The 18,154-nt window shown below is 59.5% G+C and carries 13 protein-coding genes; 8 read left to right on the forward strand and 5 right to left on the reverse strand.

Annotated features, from left to right (window positions below):
- Nucleotides 1–26: 26 nt before the first annotated feature.
- Both glyS and ACFVTJ_RS06180 read left to right on the forward strand, forming a co-directional pair.
- The gene (gene glyS / locus ACFVTJ_RS06175) at nt 27–2,180 is read left to right on the forward strand and encodes a glycine--tRNA ligase subunit beta (protein WP_386905570.1); all 2,154 of its coding nucleotides are present in this window, start codon (nt 27–29) and stop codon (nt 2,178–2,180) included.
- A 229-nt stretch (nt 2,181–2,409) separates the two neighbouring features.
- Nucleotides 2,410–2,904, forward strand: a complete 495-nt coding sequence (locus ACFVTJ_RS06180; protein ID WP_386905572.1) for a DUF523 domain-containing protein — start codon at nt 2,410–2,412, stop codon at nt 2,902–2,904.
- A gap of 56 nt (nt 2,905–2,960) precedes the next feature.
- On the opposite strand, the gene ACFVTJ_RS06185 is transcribed toward ACFVTJ_RS06180, so the two are convergent.
- From ACFVTJ_RS06185 to purD, 3 genes are all read right to left on the reverse strand, one after another.
- Nucleotides 2,961–4,784, reverse strand: coding sequence for a methyl-accepting chemotaxis protein (locus ACFVTJ_RS06185; RefSeq protein WP_386905574.1), 1,824 nt, complete (start codon nt 4,782–4,784; stop codon nt 2,961–2,963).
- A 325-nt stretch (nt 4,785–5,109) separates the two neighbouring features.
- Complete coding sequence (locus ACFVTJ_RS06190) at nt 5,110–5,619, reverse strand: plant virulence effector HPE1-like domain-containing protein (RefSeq protein WP_386905576.1); 510 nt, start codon at nt 5,617–5,619, stop codon at nt 5,110–5,112.
- A 158-nt stretch (nt 5,620–5,777) separates the two neighbouring features.
- Nucleotides 5,778–7,049 carry a phosphoribosylamine--glycine ligase gene (gene purD, locus ACFVTJ_RS06195; RefSeq protein WP_386905578.1) on the reverse strand — a complete coding sequence of 424 codons (1,272 nt, stop codon included), beginning with the start codon at nt 7,047–7,049 and terminating at the stop codon, nt 5,778–5,780.
- Nucleotides 7,050–7,250: 201 nt separating this feature from the next.
- Between purD and ACFVTJ_RS06200 the strand changes: the two genes are divergently transcribed.
- The 4 genes from ACFVTJ_RS06200 to ubiA all read left to right on the forward strand — a co-directional run bounded on the left by ACFVTJ_RS06200 (nt 7,251) and on the right by ubiA (nt 13,157).
- Nucleotides 7,251–9,575, forward strand: a complete 2,325-nt coding sequence (locus ACFVTJ_RS06200; RefSeq protein WP_386905580.1) for a Tex family protein — start codon at nt 7,251–7,253, stop codon at nt 9,573–9,575.
- A 168-nt stretch (nt 9,576–9,743) separates the two neighbouring features.
- A complete protein-coding gene (locus ACFVTJ_RS06205; protein WP_386905582.1) occupies nt 9,744–11,000 on the forward strand; it encodes a class I SAM-dependent methyltransferase in 1,257 nt (418 codons plus the stop codon).
- A gap of 283 nt (nt 11,001–11,283) precedes the next feature.
- On the forward strand, nt 11,284–12,084 hold the full coding sequence (locus ACFVTJ_RS06210) for a MipA/OmpV family protein (protein ID WP_386905584.1): 801 nt from the start codon (nt 11,284–11,286) through the stop codon (nt 12,082–12,084).
- Between the two features lie 119 nt (nt 12,085–12,203).
- Entirely contained in the window at nt 12,204–13,157 is a 954-nt protein-coding gene (gene ubiA, locus ACFVTJ_RS06215; RefSeq protein ID WP_386905586.1) for a 4-hydroxybenzoate octaprenyltransferase, read from the forward strand.
- Nucleotides 13,158–13,233: 76 nt separating this feature from the next.
- Here the strand turns inward: ubiA and ACFVTJ_RS06220 are convergent, their stop codons facing one another.
- Nucleotides 13,234–13,800 (reverse strand): DUF6101 family protein, encoded by a 567-nt coding sequence (locus tag ACFVTJ_RS06220; protein WP_386905587.1) that lies wholly within the window; start codon nt 13,798–13,800, stop codon nt 13,234–13,236.
- 364 nt (nt 13,801–14,164) lie between these two features.
- Here ACFVTJ_RS06220 and ACFVTJ_RS06225 point away from each other — a divergent pair, with 364 nt between their 5' ends.
- On the forward strand, nt 14,165–16,603 hold the full coding sequence (locus ACFVTJ_RS06225; RefSeq protein ID WP_386905589.1) for a DUF1217 domain-containing protein: 2,439 nt from the start codon (nt 14,165–14,167) through the stop codon (nt 16,601–16,603).
- 42 nt (nt 16,604–16,645) lie between these two features.
- Here the strand turns inward: ACFVTJ_RS06225 and ACFVTJ_RS06230 are convergent, their stop codons facing one another.
- Nucleotides 16,646–17,596 carry a LysR substrate-binding domain-containing protein gene (locus ACFVTJ_RS06230; protein WP_386905591.1) on the reverse strand — a complete coding sequence of 317 codons (951 nt, stop codon included), beginning with the start codon at nt 17,594–17,596 and terminating at the stop codon, nt 16,646–16,648.
- Between the two features lie 202 nt (nt 17,597–17,798).
- On the opposite strand from ACFVTJ_RS06230, the gene ACFVTJ_RS06235 reads away from it, so the two are divergent.
- On the forward strand, nt 17,799–18,092 hold the full coding sequence (locus ACFVTJ_RS06235; RefSeq protein WP_386905593.1) for a DUF1127 domain-containing protein: 294 nt from the start codon (nt 17,799–17,801) through the stop codon (nt 18,090–18,092).
- Nucleotides 18,093–18,154: the final 62 nt, after the last annotated feature.

Here is an 18,154-nt window from a genome sequence, read left to right on the forward strand (position 1 = left end):
TTGCAACAGATTAAAGTCCTTATCCCATGCCCGATCTTCTGCTTGAACTTCGCTCCGAGGAAATCCCCGCCCGCATGCAGCGCAAGGCGGCGGGCGATCTGAAGAAACTCGTCACCGATGCGCTTGTGGAGAGAGGGCTGACCTATGAGGGCGCGCGCGAATATTGGACGCCACGCCGCCTGACGCTGGATATTCGCGGCCTCAACGCCCGCTCCGCCGATGTGCGTGAAGAAAAGAAGGGTCCGCGCACCGACGCCAATGAAAAGGCCATCGAAGGCTTTCTGCGCGGCGCCGGACTTAACGATATCTCGGAAGCCCAGGTCGTTTCCGATCCGAAGAAGGGCGATTTTTACATCGCCATCATCAACAAGCCCGGCCGCCCGGCGGAAGAGATCATCGCAGAGGTGATGCCCGGCATCATCCGCTCCTTCCCGTGGCCCAAATCCATGCGCTCCGGCCCGGCCTCTATGCCGAAGGGTTCCAGCTATGCCGGCATCGAAGGCAAGGGTTCGGAAAGCCTGCGCTGGGTGCGCCCGCTGCAATCCATCGTCTGCCTGTTCGGCCCCGAACATGACGAAACGCAGGTCATTCCTTTCGCCATTGACGGCATCGTCGCCGGCAACGTCACCTATGGCCATCGTTTCCACTCGCCCGGCCCGATCACCGTGCGCCGTTTCGAGGATTATGTCTCAAGCCTCGAAAAGGCGAAGGTCGTGCTGGATGCCGAGCGCCGCAAGGACATCATCCTGCATGACGCCAAGGATCTCGCTTTCGCCAACGGCCTCGATCTGGTGGAAGACGAAGGCCTGCTCGAAGAAGTCTCCGGCCTTGTCGAATGGCCGCAGGTACTGATGGGGACGTTCGAGGAGGATTACCTGCAAATCCCGGCGGAAATCATCCGTCTCACCATCAAGACCAACCAGAAATGTTTCGTCACCCGCAACCAGGGTGCGGAGGAGGGCCTTTCCAACCGCTTCATCCTGATCTCGAATATCGAGGCAAGCGATGGCGGCAAGGAAATCATCCATGGCAACGGCAAGGTCGTGCGCGCCCGCCTGTCGGATGCCCGCCATTTCTGGACCCGTGACCAGGGCGATCTGCCCGATCTCGAAACGCTGAAAGATTCGGCTGCGAAATTCAACCTCGATCTCAAGAAGCCGCTGGACCAGCGCATGGCCAAGCTCGATGCGCTGAACGTCACCTTCCATGCCAAGCTCGGCACGCAGGGTGAGCGCGTGGCCCGCATCCGCGAACTCGCCAAGGCGCTGGCTCCCGTCGTCGGTGCCGATGCCGCTCTGGTGGACCGCGCCGTGGTGCTGGCGAAAGCCGACCTGCGCACCGAAGCCGTCGGCGAATTCCCCGAGCTTCAGGGCCTGATGGGCCGCAAATATGCGGCGCTTCAGGGGGAAAACGAAAGCGTCGCGGCCGCGATTGAAGACCATTACAAACCGCAGGGCCCTTCCGACCGTCTGCCCGCCGACAAGGTGGCGATCACGGTCGCTCTGGCTGACAAGCTCGACACCCTCGTTGGTTTCTGGGCCATCGACGAGAAGCCGACCGGTTCGAAGGACCCCTTCGCGCTGCGCCGCGCCGCGCTGGGCGTGGTGCGTATCCTGCTCGAGAAGAACGTGCGGCTGCCACTGCTGAGCGTTGCCAAGGACCCGGACCTTCTCTCCTTCTTCCATGATCGCCTGAAGGTCTATCTCCGCGATCTCGGCGCGCGTTACGATCTGATCGACGCCGTTTTGACGCCGGAATCCGACGATCTGCTGATGATCGCCCGCCGTGTCGAGGCGCTCACCGCCTTCATCACCGGCGAGGATGGCCGCAACCTTCTGGCAGGCGCCAAGCGCGCCACCCAGCTTCTGGCCGCCGAGGAAAAGAAGGGCACCGTGGTGGCCGATGGCGTCTCGGAAGAGCTGTTGAAGCTCGATGCCGAAAAGGCGCTTTATGCGGCGATCAGGACGGCTTCTGCTGACGCTGCGAAGGCTGTTGCGGGCGAGGATTTCCGCTCCGCCATGCAGGCGCTTTCCACGCTTCGAGCGCCCGTCGATAAATTCTTCGAGGATGTGCTTGTCAACGACGAGGATGCGGCCATCCGCGCCAACCGGCTGGCGCTGCTGAAGGCTATTCGCGAAGCGACCGGGACGGTTGCGGATTTCTCGAAGATTACGGGGTAATGGGGTTGGGGGTAGCCAGCTATGTCAGTGTGCGCGGTTCACCCCCCTCTGCCCTGCCGGGCATCTCCCCCTCAAGGGGGGAGATCGACCTGTGGCGAGCTCTCAGCCACATTGAACGTTTCGGGAAGGGCGGGGAGCATGCCTCTCGCCGATCTCCCCCCTTGAGGGGGAGATGCCCGGCAGGGCAGAGGGGGGTAAGCTGCGCCCGCGACGTTGCAGGATGACCCCATTGACCCACACCACCTCCAAAATCCTCATCAGCGCCTGCCTCCTTGGCCAACCTGTGCGTTACGACGGCAGAGGCAAACCGTTCTCCCACCCGGCGATAGATCGCTGGCGCAGCGAAGGCAGGCTGGTGACGATCTGTCCGGAAATGGCGGGCGGCATGCCCGTGCCGCGCCCGCCAGCGGAAATCGAAGATTGTGCCTCCGGTCTCGATGTGCTCGAAGGCCGCGCCCGCGTGCTGGAAGTGACCGGTGGCGATGTCACAGCTGAGTTCATCGCCGGTGCGGAAAGGGCGCTCGCCGTCGCCCGAGCCAACGGCTGCACATATGCGCTTCTGATCGACGGCAGTCCGTCCTGCGGGTCGGCTGCGATCTATGACGGTTCGTTTTCCGGCGTCAAACATGCCGGCAATGGGGTAACGGCGGCGCTGCTCGAAAAAGCCGGTATTGCCGTATTTTCACCTGCCGATATCGACCGGCTGGATGTGCTGACCCGTTAAAATAAAAGCGCCGGAGTTCCCCCGGCGCCTTTGTTCATCGATAGTCTTGCGGCATATCACCCCGCCATGCGCATCTGCTCTGCCATGCTACGAAGCTGGTGGCCGGACGAGACGCGGAAGCCGCGGATGAGGTTCAGCAGCTCCTCGGTGTCGACGGCCAGCGCTTCTGCCGAAGCCGTGGTTTCTTCCGCCATTGCCGCATTATGCTGGGTGGCGACGTCGAGCTGATTGAGCGATGTCGAGATCGAGCGTAGCGTCGTATCCTGTTCGGCCGCCGAATGGGCGATCTTGCTGACGATCTCGTTGGCCGATTTGATCTGGTCCGAGATGCGTTTCAGCGCCTCGCCGGTCTCGCCAACAAGGCGAACACCATTTTCCACCTGGGCGGAAGAGCGGGATATCTGATCCTTGATTTCCTTGGCGGCGGCGGCGGATTTCTGCGCCAGTTCGCGCACTTCCTGCGCCACCACGGCAAAGCCCTTGCCGGCTTCGCCTGCACGCGCTGCCTCCACACCGGCATTCAGCGCCAAAAGGTTGGTCTGGAAAGCAATGTCATCGATCACGCCGATGATGTTGGAAATCTGGTCGGAGGATTGTTCGATACCGCTCATCGCCGATATCGCTTCTTCCACAACCCGGTCACTGCGTGCCGCCTCCGAGCTGACACTGGTGACGCGCTTGGCGGCGTCCGCAGCACCTTCCGCCGTCTGGCGCACCGCAACCGTCAGTTCGTCGAGAGCGGCCGACGTTTCTTCCAGATTTGCAGCCTGCCGTTCGGTACGCTGGGAAAGCTCGTTGGAGGCCTTGCGGATTTCTTCCTTGGAGCCGCCAATGTCGATGCTCTTGGAATTCACCTTGGCCATGGCGGCATCGAGATGGGTCAGGGCCTCGTTGAAATTGTCGCGCAGTGTGGCGTAACGGTTGCCGAGGTCGCCGCAGCGCACGGTCAAGTCGCCGCCGGCCAGGTTCTCCAGCGCCTCGCCAATGGTGGTGACTACGCGGGCCTGCAAGGCCGCTTCGTCGCGCTGCATGTCGAGGTTGTTCTGACGCTCGGTGTCGAGCTGGTTCTGCTGTTCTTCCTGCCGGCGCTGCATGGCGTGGCGCTCGCGCACCTTGTCCTGAAGCGAGGCGGTGGCCTTCGCCATCATGCCCACCTCATTGGTCAGTCCGGTATGGGGAATGGCGAGCGTAACGTTCTCATTGGCCACTTCGCCGAGCGCACGGTGAATATCGCCAAGCGGTTTCGAAATGCCACGGATGACGTAGAAAGCGGCGGCAAGCGCCAGCACGAAGATGGCGGCGCCGATGGACAGCGCCTTCATCACCTCGCCGCGCACCTGCGCGTTGAGATCATCGATGTAAACACCTGTTACGACCACCACCTGCCAGGGCTCGAAGGCAAGGGCGTAGGAGCTTTTGGCGTAGTCATTGCCTTCCATGCCGGGCTTCGGACCGTAAAAATCCGTCTGGCCGCCGCCATTGCGGCCAAGTCGCACCAACTCGTCACGATAGGCAAAACCCTTACTATCCGGCTTGCCCTTGTAGTTTTCACCGACACGTTTGGCGTCGGGATGGAACTTCATCGTCACGTCGTAGTCGTAGCCGAACAGATAGCCATCAGGGGTAAACCGCATGGCGCTAACGGTCGCATAGGCCTGCTTCATGGCCTCGTCATGCGAAAGCGTCCCCGCCTTCTCCTTGTCGTAGAACGATTGCAGGATGGAGATCGCCGATTGCACCTGTGTCCGCAGCATGCCGTAGCGTTCCTCATAGATCGCGTCGGTTGCGGATTTCAGCTGGTAGAAGGTCGCCGCGGCGAAGGCGGCCATCAGGGCCACCACGAGAACGATCAGTTGACGGGAAATGGAAAGGTTCTTCATGGGCGCTCACAAGCGTTTGGGATCGCGCGTCACCAAACGCCGCGCGGTACCGATGTTTCGGAGATGGGAGAGGCGCATGATGCGCGATAAAAGGCCCGAAAAACGCGTGTCCGCGCCGTGGCCTCATCCTGTGCTGCATCGCACTATAATGGCACTTAGCGGCCAAAAATTTGAATAAATACTTAATTAGCGAAAGCTTTATCAGACCCGACTGACAGAATAAGCGGCACAGAAAGTAATATTCCCCGCATGGTTGCGGCACTGCTTGAAGGATACAGCGAAAGCGCGATTATTTAACGTTTTTCATTAGAACGCCACAGGGGGATCAATTGCCGCGCAACTGGAAATCCGGGAACTGGGGTGCGCCAATCACCGAGGCGTTGGTCGGCTTGGATGCGTCGTCGCTGGAGATTACCTTGACGGCTGCCGTGGTCGTCGTCACGTCGATGCCGGCCGGCGTCGAAACCGTTTCAGCGGGATGTACCTCGGGCGCTGTCTCGTCATAGGTGGCGATGGCGGTGGCGGATGAGTCCATCATCCATGCGGGATTGGTGCTGACAAAGGTAACGGGTGCGCCGCCAAGCCAGGCTTCGGTGCGCAGCAGCGCGCGTTTACCGTCGACTTCGCGCATTTCGGTATGCTGCGTGCCCGGCTCGATGGATGGAATGGCATAACCCTGCGTGGCCGGTTTTTCCTTCACCGGTTGGCAGCCGGCGCAATCGAGGCGAACGAAGCTGCCATTGGCGACATGCACGCCATTGATATATTCGATGGAGGATGCCATCGCCGACCCGCCGGTCAACAAGACAATCGCTGTCAGAAAAAGACGCTGCATCGAAAACCCCCGAAATGACGGCGCGGCCTCGCAATCGAGACACAATGCGCCATGCAATATTGTGGGTAATATTACCGGTCTTTCGTTTCCATCGGGTCAGCAAACTTGGTAAAAATTGAACGAAATAATCGCTCTGCCAGGCCCGTCCGCTTTAAGGATCAGGCCTTTTCGCGGGCAATAGCCTGCCAGCCAATATCCCGGCGGCAGAAGCCGTTTTCCCATTCAACCTTGTCGGCCAGCGCGTAGGCGCGCGCCTGCGCTTCCGTGACGCTCTTGCCAAAGGCGGTAACATTAAGCACGCGGCCACCGGTCGCGACGAGTTTGCCATCCTTCAGCGCGGTTCCAGCATGGAACACCTTTGCCTCTTCGCTTGCGTCTGGAATATGGGCGATCGGCGTGTTCTTGTCGTAGGCGCCGGGATAGCCCTTGGAGGCGAGAACCACGGTCAGCGCCGCATCGTCGCGCCATTCCGCCTCAACCTTGTCCAGAGTGCCGGTGGCCGTGGCGTAGAGGATCGGCAAAAGGTCACTCTTGAGGCGCATCATCAGCACCTGGCATTCGGGATCGCCGAAGCGCACGTTGTATTCGATCAGTTCCGGGCCTTTGGCCGTTATCATAAGGCCGGCGAAAAAGACGCCGGAGAAGGGGTTTCCATCCTTGGCCATGCCTGCGATCGTCGGTTCGATGATCTCCCTCATGGTGCGCTCCACCATATCAGGTGTCATGACCGGGGCGGGGGAATAGGCGCCCATGCCGCCGGTATTCGGGCCGGTATCGCCATCGCCCACGCGTTTGTGGTCCTGCGCGGTGGCAAGCGCGAGCGCCGTTTTGCCGTCCGAAAGGCAGAAGAAGCTGGCTTCTTCGCCGTCCAGGAAGGCTTCCACCACCACTTCGGCGCCGGCGGCGCCGAAAGCGCCATCGAAACAGTCGTCAATGGCGGCCAGCGCTTCCGCTTCCGTCATCGCGACGGTCACGCCCTTGCCGGCAGCAAGCCCGTCCGCCTTGATGACGATGGGTGCACCCTGTGCGCGGACATAGTCCTTGGCGGGTTCTGCGGATTTGAAGCGCTGGTAAGCGCCGGTCGGAATGTTGTAGCGGGCGCAGAGATCCTTGGTGAAACCCTTCGAGCCCTCAAGCTGGGCCGCGGCCTTCGAAGGTCCGAAGGTGGCGATGCCCGCCGCTCGAAGATCATCTGCGAGGCCTGCGACCAACGGCGCTTCCGGGCCGATGACGACGAAGTCGATTGCTTTTTCCTTCGCAAAGGCGATGACGGCAGCATGATCTTCCACGTCAAGCGAAACGAGTGTGGCGTGGTCGGCGATGCCGGGATTGCCGGGCGCGGCGTAAAGCTCGTCGAGCAGGGGAGACTGGGCGATTTTCCACGCCAGCGCATGTTCGCGTCCGCCGGAACCGATCAACAGAACTTTCATGGTCAATACCCCTGCAAATTCGCCAGTAACCTTGTGTCAGGGGCGTTAAGGGCAGGGGGGCGAAAGGTCAAGGAGAAAGCGCCGCAAATGTCCGTCTTTCCCTTGATCGCCGCCTTTCCTGTGGAATCGTGTATGCCCCTTGTTGTCACGCCACAATCAGACATTATGTTCGCCGCTCCAGATATGACATCAGAGACCCACATGACCGCAGATAATGCCCGCCTCGCCACGCTCATTGCTTCCGAAATCAACGCCCGCCCCGATCAGGTGAAGGCGGCGGTGGCATTGCTGGATGAGGGCGCGACCGTTCCCTTCATCGCCCGTTATCGCAAGGAAGTGACGGGAGGGCTTGACGATACCCAGCTGCGCACGCTTTCCGAACGCCTTGTCTATCTGCGCGAACTCAATGCGCGCCGGGCCTCCATCGTCGATTCCATCACCGGCCAGGGCAAGATGACAGACGGGCTGATGGTCAAGATCATGCAGGCGGGCACCAAGGCGGAGCTGGAAGACCTCTACCTGCCCTATAAGCCGAAGCGCCGAACCCGCGCCGAAATCGCCCGCGAACGCGGTCTCGGCCCGCTTGCCGAAGCCATCTGGGAAAACCGCGCTGCCGATCCGGCAAAGCTGGCGGAGGCCTATATCAAGGATGAGGTGGCCGATGTGAAGGCGGCGCTCGAGGGCGCGCGCGATATCGTTGCCGAAACCATGACGGAAAATGCCGATCTTCTCGGCCGCCTGCGCGATTACATGCGCCAGAACGCCACTTTCCGCGCCAAGGTCGTGGATGGCAAGCAGGCGACGGGTGAGAAGTTTTCTGATTATTTCGACCATTCGGAGCGCTGGGCGACGGTGCCGGGCCACCGCGCGCTCGCCATGCTGCGCGGCTGGAACGAGGAAATTCTGACATTGACGATCGATGTGGATGCGGACGATCCGTCGCCGGTGAAACCCTCACAGCGCACCATCGCCGCCGCCTTCGATATCCGCAATGCAGGCCCCGCCGACCAATGGCTGATGGAGGTTGCTGGCTGGACCTGGCGCGTGAAGCTTTCCATGTCGCTGTCGCTCGATCTGATGCGCGAATTGCGCGAGCGGGCGGAAGAAGAGGCGATCAACGTCTTCGCTCGCAATCTCAAGGATCTGCTGCTGGCCGCTCCAGCCGGTTCCCGCGCCACCATGGGCCTCGATCCGGGCATCCGCACCGGCGTCAAGGTAGCTGTGGTCGATGGCACCGGCAAGCTGCTGGACACCTCGACGGTTTACCCCTTCCAGCCGAAGAACGACGTTCGCGGCACACAGGCAGAACTCGCCTCGCTCATCCGCAAGCACAATGTCGAGCTGATCGCCATCGGCAACGGCACCGGCAGCCGTGAGACGGAAAAGCTGGTCGCCGATCTCCTGGCGCAGATGCCAGCCACTGCATCGGGGGCCAAACCCACCAAGGTCATCGTGTCGGAGGCGGGCGCATCCGTCTATTCCGCTTCGGAACGGGCGGCGGCCGAATTCCCCAATCTCGATGTGTCGCTGCGCGGCGCGGTCTCGATTGCCCGCCGCCTTCAGGACCCGCTGGCGGAACTGGTGAAGATCGAGCCGAAATCCATCGGCGTCGGGCAATACCAGCACGATGTCGATCAGGGCCGCCTCAGCCGCTCGCTCGATGCTGTCGTGGAAGATGCGGTGAATGCCGTCGGTGTGGACCTCAACACCGCCTCGTCGCCACTTCTTGCGCGGGTTTCCGGCCTCGGTGCCTCGATTGCCGATGCCATCGTTGCCCATCGCGACCAGACCGGTCCCTTCGCGAGCCGCAAGGAATTGCTCAAAGTGCCGCGCCTCGGCCAGCGCACCTTCGAACAATGCGCGGGCTTCCTGCGCATTCCAAACGGCAAGGAGCCGCTGGATGCTTCGTCCGTTCACCCGGAAGCCTATGGCGTGGCGAAGAAGATCGTCGCCGCCTGCGGGCGCGATCTGCGCTCGCTGATGGGCGATAGTGCCACCTTGAAATCGCTCGATCCGAAGAAGTTCATCGATGAGCAATTCGGCCTGCCGACGGTGAAAGATATCATCGCCGAACTGGAAAAACCCGGCCGTGACCCTCGCCCGAGCTTCAAGACCGCGACCTTTGCCGAGGGTGTGGACGAGATCACCGATCTGAAACCCGGCATGCTGCTGGAAGGCACCGTTACCAATGTCGCCGCCTTTGGCGCTTTCGTGGATATCGGCGTGCATCAGGATGGCCTGGTGCATGTCTCGCAACTCGCTGATCGTTTCGTGAAAGACCCGCATGAGGTCGTCAAGGCGGGCGATGTCGTCAAGGTGCGAGTCGTGGAAGTGGATGTGAAGCGCAAGCGCATCGGGCTGACCATGCGCAAGGATGGCGGCGAGGCAGCGCCGCAGCCGATGCGTGAAAAGAACAATGCGGGCGCAATGCGCCATGCCACAGCCAAGCCGAAAGAACGCAACGAAGGGTCGCAATCCGGTGGTGCTTTGGCGGCAGCGCTGGCGGAAGCGATGAAGCGACGCTGACCTCTGGTTGAAATGTTCTTTTACGAAAAAACCCCGCCGAACACTCCGGCGGGGTTTTTTGCTTGATGAAATCGTTCAATTTTTTTGAAATAAGACTATCTTGCAACTTGTGCCGAAAGGAATACGGTCAGCAAAATTGATAAGTGAGACTTAGCAATTGGGGGTGCCATGGCGTCGTCTCTGCATGTTCTTCTCGAAAAGATAATCAAGATCGGTGATCTCACCGTGAATAGTCCGGGCGGCAGCCGTACATTCGGTAACGGCACGGGAAAAAAGGTGGTTCTGAACTTCACCGACGAAGCCGCCATGCAGGAGATTGCCGCCGATCCGGCGCTCAAGCTCGCTGAAATGTACATGGAAGGTCGGGCGAAGGTCGCGGAAGGCGACATCTACGATTTCCTTGCACTGGTGAAGAGCAATACGCTGAGTGAGGCGCTGTCCTTCGGCATGATCTGGCGCGGCATGGCCCGTATCATCGCCGCCCGCATCAAGATGCATCTGCCGGTCAACCACAACAAAAGCAACGTCGCCCATCACTATGATCTGAGCGCCAAGCTGTTCGATCTTTTCCTGGACGAGGATTGGCAATATTCCTGTGCCTATTTCAATCCGCCAGGCATCAGCCTCTATGAGGCGCAGGTTGCCAAGAAACGGCACATCGCCGCCAAGCTGATGACCGAGCCAGGCCAGAGCGTTCTGGAAATCGGCTCCGGTTGGGGCGGCATGGCAATGTATATCGCCGAAAGCGCCGGTGCTGACGTAACCGGCATCACGCTCAGCGAAGAACAGCTCCGCGTCTCGCGCGACCGCGCGGCAAAACGCGGGCTTGCCGGCAATGTCCGTTTCGAATTGCAGGATTACCGTTATCTTCCGGCTTCAAAGAAATATGACCGCATCGTCTCCGTCGGCATGTTCGAACATGTCGGGCCGACCCATTATCGCGATTATTTCGACAAGGTGGCGGAGGTGCTTGACGACAAGGGCGTGATGGTGCTGCATTCCATCGGCCAGCCCTATCCGGCGCTGGCAACCAACCCCTTCATCGAAAAATATATTTTCCCCGGCGGCTATATCCCCTCGCTTGCCGAAGTGCTGCCAGCCATCGAGAAATCGCGGCTGCTGGTCAAGGATATCGAAATCCTGCCCATGCACTATGCCCATACGCTGCGACACTGGCGCGAACGTTTCGTGGCACGCAAGGCGGAAGCGATAGCGCTTTATGATGAGCGCTTCTTCCGCATGTGGGAGTTTTATCTGGCGGGGTCGGAAATGGCTTTTACCCACGAAAATTTCCATATTTTCCAGATCCAGCTCGCCAAGGACCGCGATGCCGTGCCGCATAATCGCGATTACATTGCGCACAACGAGGCGAAACTTCTGGAGTTTGAGAAAACCCGGGCACCACTGGAGACGGTGACGTTCTGACGACGGTGTGGGCGACGAATGATCGAATTGAGGAGAGTGTTGACAAACGTCTCCGCAATCTCGGCGTCATCCTCGGGCTTGTCCCGAGGATCTATCCACGTTGCGTAAAGTCCTTCGGTCGCAGATGCTCGGGACAGGCCCGAGCATGACGGAGGTGAGGTTTTGAGGCCTTGTCACCTCCTCCGCAGGAGGTGAATTTCAAGCCGCTCTGGTTAATGGAATGGAAAGACAATCCCTCTAATTCTACGGACACCTGTCTGTATTGCGTTTCTGGGGTTCTTTCATGTTCAAGCCATCAGCGGCTGTTGCCGCCTGTGTCGTTTCGCTTTTTGCCGTGGGCAATGCCCATGCGGATGGCTGGTTTTCCGGCGACTGGTACCTGAAACTCGGCGGCGCCGGTTTTAGCGCTCCGAAGTACCAAGGCGATAACAAGAATGAATTCGGGTTTTCGCCCATCATTTCGCTCGGCCGTCAGGGGCAGGGTGCACGCTTTACCTCGCGCAACGACAGCGCCTCGATCTCGCTTCTGGACAATGGCCCGATCAGCATGGGTCTGGCCGGCAAGCTGGTCTCCCCGCGTGATGAAGGCGATTCCGCCGATCTCAAGGGCATGACCCGCATCAAGCGCGGCGGTGAGCTCGGCGGTTTTGCTGAAGCCTATCCGACCGACTGGCTGCGTATTCGCGGCGAAGCCCGGCAGGGCATCCGCAGCCACAGCGGCGTGGTGGCGGATCTCAACGCCGATGTCTTCACCGATATCGCCCCCGGCATTCAGGTGTCGGCCGGTCCGCGCGCAACCTGGGTCAGCAGCAAATATAATGAGCGCTATTATGGCGTCAGCGCCGCCCAGACCGCGGCCGGCGCGCCATCGCCCTATAGCCCAGGCGGCGGCCTGCAATCGGCCGGCGTTGGCGCAGCCATCACCTGGAAGGTCACCGAGAACGCGGAAGTGGGCTCGTTTGCGGAATATCGCCGCCTGATGGGCGACGCCGCCGACAGTTCGCTGGTGCGCGAGCGCGGCTCTAAGAACCAGTTCATCGTCGGTGTTCAGGCCAGCTACAAATTCAATTTCTCGCTGCCCTGAGGGGACGGGCGATAAGGTCATGCAAAGCCCCGTTGCCAAACCGCAGCGGGGCTTTTTCGCTTGCGGGGCCGATGCTGAAATCCATTCCGCTTTTTTCACCGATGCTGTAGAACCAACCCATGGTTCACCACAGCGATTTGTCAGACCGCGTTTCCGACGCGCCATCCAACAACTGGGTCTATCGGATTTTGCCGAGGACCCTCTGGCCTTATGCGCAACTGGCGCGGTGGGATCGTCCCATCGGCTGGCAATTGCTGATGTGGCCGTGTTTCTGGTCCGCAACCCTCGCCGCCAACGCGGCGGTGGCGACCGGCGGCTTTTCCTGGGGCACGCTGATCTGGCACCTGGTGCTGTTCTTCATCGGATCGGTGGCGATGCGCGGCGCGGGCTGCACCTATAATGATCTGGCCGACCACAAGATCGACATGGCAGTGGCGCGCACACGCTCTCGGCCTTTGCCTTACGGCCGTGTAACCCGGATGCAGGCCAAGGTCTTTATCGTGCTGCAGGCCCTTGCCGGGCTCGTCGTGCTTTTGCAGTTCAACGATTTCGCTATTATCACCGGCATCGCGTCGCTTGTCTTCGTGGCGATCTATCCTTTCGCCAAGCGCTTCACCAACTGGCCGCAATTTTTCCTTGGACTTGCCTTCTCCTGGGGTGCGCTGATGGGCTGGGCCGGACAGTTCGGTTCTCTCGCCTGGCCGGCTGTCCTGCTTTATGTCGGCTCCATCGCCTGGACGATCGGTTATGATACAATCTACGCCCATCAGGACAAGGAAGACGACACGGCGGTGGGCATCGGTTCGACAGCGCTCCTGTTCGGAGAAAACACACATCGCTGGCTGGTTTTTCTTTATGGCACAGCCCTTGTCATGATGTTTCTGTCGTTCTGGACGGCGGGCGTTAACATCATCGCCTATAGCGGTCTTGTCGCCGCTGCCCTCATGCTGTTCCGGCAGGTCTGGGTGCTTGATATCGATGACGTCGACCAATGCCTCGTGCTGTTCAAATCCAACAACCGCGTCGGCGTGCTGATTTTCGCAGGGCTCATTCTGCCGCTGTTTCTGGCATAAACCGCAAAAGATACGAAACGGAAAAAGCCCGGCCGCGTCATCCGCGCCGGGCTTTTGTGTTCTGGACTGAAGAAGATCAGTTGCGGGCGATGATTTCCTTGCCCTCGATCTTCATGCTCATGCCGAGCGAGCCGGTGGAGCGGCGAACGAGAAAGCGGGGACGGCGCTCTGCAAAATAGGAGTGGCGGCGGCGCGGACGGGTATTCTTGGTGCGCACCTTGCCGAGATGTTCTTCCAGCGGACGGGCAACGCCATCGGCCTCTACCATCAGCATGGGAATGCGATAGGCTTCGGACCAGCTGCGCCAGTCAGCGGCGATATCGCAGAGATCATGGGCGACGAGAAGCGGAACGCAGAGATCCGGATCGTCATGGTGCAGTTCCAACGTCACGGTGACCTGTCCATCGCCGTGGTCGATCGCGCGGGCGGCGACACCCTTGAAGGCGCGGGCAGGCAGGGCGAAGGACAGAGGCAGGCCGGAAGAGGAGAGAACCTTTCTCAGAACGGCACCGCGTTCATCGAGAGTGACGGCGACATCAGTCGCGCCATTGCCTTTTCCATAGGTGACCTGTTGCGGAAAACGTGCCGGGTCTAACCTGAGTGTGGCGACGGCCCAGTCGGGCTTCAGAACGGTCTTGGTCATGTTTAATCTACCCTTGTTTTACCTGAGAGCCGGTTTCCGGTCTTCTCATCGGGACTTTTCGTCCTCTGATGTCAGGAGATTACCCGCCGCCTGTTCGAGACTGCTTAAAAATCGCGGTTAAGAAAACTTTGCATTCCCAAATGGTTAGCAAAACCCACTGTGGCATGGTTTCGCTGAGGTAAAAGAGATCGAGACAATGCGATTTTTACGCCGGTCGAAAATGTGCTCTTTCAAGCTACGGGCAAGGCGCGTCACGCATAGTGGCGCCAAGGCTTGCCGTGCGCCCGGATGGACGCACGAGGAGTGGATTCAAAACCGGAGTTTTTGGCGTCCTGAGGGATGCCGCACTCCAGGGGGCATTCGGATGGTATCGACTTTTCTCAGCTACGACCTCATCAACCGCGATATGAAGGCAAGCATTTCGCGCGTGTCGCAGCAGGGGATGGTCGAGCGTCAGACGAAATATTACAAGGAAAACATCGGCAATGTGAAAAGCGTCGATGAGTTCCTCAATAATTACCAGCTCTATTCCTATGCCATGGATGCCTTTGGTCTCGGCGAGATGACCTATGCCAAGGCCTTCATGAAGAAGGTGCTCGATAGCGACCTGAATGACCAGAACAGCTTTGCCAACAAGTTGACGGACGAGCGGTATCGCGACTTCGCTGCCGCCTTTAATTTCACCTCTTCGACCAAGACCGTACAGACGGACGCGCAGCTCGACAAGATGATCGGGCTTTACGACACGTCGATCACCAATCTGAACAGCAGCCTTGCGGAAGAGACGCGTTATTACAAGGCGATCATCGGCACAGTAACAAATGCCGACCAGCTGCTGCGCAACGACCGGACGCGCGCTTATATCTTCCAAGTCTTCGGCATCGATGAGAAGACCTATTCCTATGCTCACTTCAAGGGACTGATGACGAGCGACGTTTCCGATCCGGACAGCTACATCAACCAGAAATACGGCGCGGCCTATAATGACGCGGTCGAAAAACTGACGATGAAGGGTAACATCGAACTGCACGGCCAGGTCACCGCGCGCATTACGGCAATCGATACCGAACTTGCCGGCACCGGCCTGACGGCTGACGAGCGCTCCAAGCTCGAGGCGGAGAAGGTGACGCGTCAGGACCAGCTCACCCAGCTGGAGGCCGTTCTGCCGCCGCAGGATCAGTGGGAGGCAAAGCTCGCGGCCATCAAGGCGGAGCAGACGACGCTCCAGACCACCGTCACCCAATATAATAAGATGGCGCAGATCGCGAACGCCTTCGAGTTCAAGAATGACGGCACGGTGGATGCCGGCGGCGCGCAGACCGCGGATAATCTGAAAGCCATCACGGACTCCTATATCGGCAGCGCGCCGCGTGTGACGCCGACGGTCGCGACGCTGAACCGGGATTATTTCGAATCGAAGATTGGGTCCATCACGACGGTCGAAGAGCTGATGTCGGATGCGCGGCTTGTCAACTACATCAGAACGGCCTTCGACCTTAACGGCCCAACGGTTGTGCCTGCAACGATCAAAAACATCCTCACCAGCGATCTCACCGATCCGAACAACTACATCACGACCGTGGGAAAGGACGACAAACGTTACCTTGCCCTGAAAAATGCGTTCAATTTCCTGCCGGATGGAACGCTCGCGGCCGGCACGACGCCGCAGACGACGGCACAGACCGCGACGACCACCAGCGGTTACATGACCCATTACAACGATGCGGACGAGGCAGCCGACGCGAAGGCGCTTTCGCTGTTCAAGAGCAGCATCGGAAAGGTGACGAGCGTCAAGGATTTTCTCGGAACCAATGCCGTCTATAATTACGCGCTGCAGGCCGTCGGGCTCGATCCGTCCAAGGTCAATATTTCCGATATCCAGAGAGTGCTCACCAGCGACCTTCAGGACAAGAGGAGCTACGTCTACACGCTGAAGGACGACCGATACGTCAAGCTTGCCGAACTCTTTAACTTCGCGAAAGACGGTTCGGTCGGTTCCCCTATTCTGGCGCAGTCGGAAATCGAATTGCAGACCATGTCAGCCGACTACATCAAGAAGAAATCGGCCTTCGGCACCGCCAAGGACAAGGAAACCGCCACGACCGAGGCAAAATATTTCGCGGGCGAGATGCAGAAGATCAAGACGCTCAGCGATTTCCTGGCCAATGATCGTCTGACCAAATTCGCGATGGAATCGCTTGGTATCGACCCCAAGAGCGTGACGAAAGACCAGCTGCAGAAAATCTTCACGTCTGATCTCGATGACAAGAACAGCTACGTCAACAAGCAGATGGACCCGGTTTTTCGCCGCCTCGTCACCGCGTTCAATTTCGACAAGGACGGCAAGCTCCTTCATGAAGACCGCAGCCTGATCCAGACGCGTCGCGGGCTTTACGAAACGCTCGACAATTACCTGACCCAGACCTTGGAAACGCAGGCGGGCGAAGAAAACGCCGGTGTCCGATTGGCGCTCTATTTCAAGCGCATGGCAGCCGGCACGACGTCCTATTATTCGATCCTCGCCGATACCGCGATACAGAACTTCATCAAGACCACTTTCGGCATCCCCGATGAACTCGGCAATGCGGCCGTCGATACGCAGGTGGAGATGATGAAGAAGTATTTCGACATCAAGGATTTTCAGGACCCGGACAAGGTCAAGAAGCTGATTGCCCGTTTCACCATCATGTATGACAACAACCAGAACGTTACCGATCCGATCATGACGCTGTTTACTGACAGCGGTTCGGCGGGTATCAGCGGCGACACGCTGCTGGCGGTCGCAACGCTGCGGGCGCGATAAGCAGATAAAAGAAAGGCCGGATTTCTCCGGCCTTCACTGCACTCACCACCCCGGCAGCATGTGCCCGGCGCGCAGGCGCGGCATCTTGGGGTAGGTCTTCACGTCATTATCCATCTCATCGACAATGCTCATCGGCGAGATGTTGTCGAGGCACGCGGTAATGTGGTCGGTGATGGCGTTCACCAGCGAAGGCGAGAGGCCCGGACGCTTCATCAAGCCGATCTGCACCGGCGGAAGCGGCGGAAAACCATCACCGGCCGTCAGAACCTTCATGCCGGTGCGCAGTGCCGATTCCGGCAGCACCGAAACGGCCATGCCCGCCAGTACCGCGGCGGCGACCACGGTGGAAGACCAGCTCGTGAACAGAACCTGATAATCCCGCCCATCGGCATCGAGCGCCGAACAGGCAAGCTGGCGCCAGTGGCAATCACGCCGCCCGAGGGCGAGCGGCACGGGCGCGTCGTCCTTCAGCGGATGGTTGGCGGAGCCCACCCAGCAGAGCGGCTCGGTGCGCACCACATCCGAGGAGCGCGCGCGCGGATTGTGGGTAACGAGTGCGATATCCAGTTCGCCTCGCGCCATTTTTTCCGCAAGGCTGACCGACGGTTCGCAGACGATATAAAGCTCGACATTCGGATGGGTCTTGGCGAAACGGCCGATGATTTCAGGCATGTAGCGGTCGGCGTAGTCATCCGGCGTGCCGATGCGCAGCGTGCCTTCCAGCCGATTATCATCGAAAGCGGCTATTGCCTCATTGTTGAGGCGGATGATGCGGCGGGCGTAATTCATCAGTTTTTCGCCCTCCGCCGTCAGCCGGTTGCCACGGCCGTCCTTGGCGAAAAGCTGTTTGCCGATGCGTTCTTCAAGCCGCCGCATCTGCATGGAGACCGCCGATTGTGTCTTGAAAACGCGGTCAGCAGCCTTGGTAAAGCTGCCCGTATCGACAATGGCGATGAAGGTATGAAGCTGGTCTATGTCGAGAGGTGCGGACATGGAATTTCATCCATCAGAATGATTGATGCCTCACATTAGAAACATTCGTTGGACTGATCAATAGTCTTGCGACATTTTGACACCAAGCAAATCAGTATCAACCCGGGCCGACGAGACGTCGGGCCTCCAACCCAAGGCAGCTTCTCGCGCGTGGTGCGTCGGGGGCGGTGCCGCATCGTGCCGTTATGAAAGGATATGTATCATGCGCACGGCAGAACGGAGAATGGAACTGGAACTTGTAACCGCACGGCCGGGAGACGCCTGGCGTCGCGCCGCTGTGCTGGCTGTTTCCGGCGTTAAAACCTTCGCCCAGCGCATCTACAATCGTATCGTGGCCAACGGCCTCACGGAACTTGATGACCGCCTTCTTTCCGATATCGGTCTGGTGCGGTCGGATGTCAGCGATGCTCTCAAGACCGGCCTGCTGGAAGATCCGACGGCCCATCTCACCCGGGCTGCACGCAAACGCGCGGTCACGCGTTTCAAGACGCTTTGAAATTCCGCCTCCGGCAGACCTCCAGCTGCCGGACGTGGCTTCCAGCCGCAAGGTTTTCCCCG

The organism is Agrobacterium sp. NPDC058088 (genome assembly GCF_042885035.1).
Lineage (GTDB): Bacteria > Pseudomonadota > Alphaproteobacteria > Rhizobiales > Rhizobiaceae > Agrobacterium.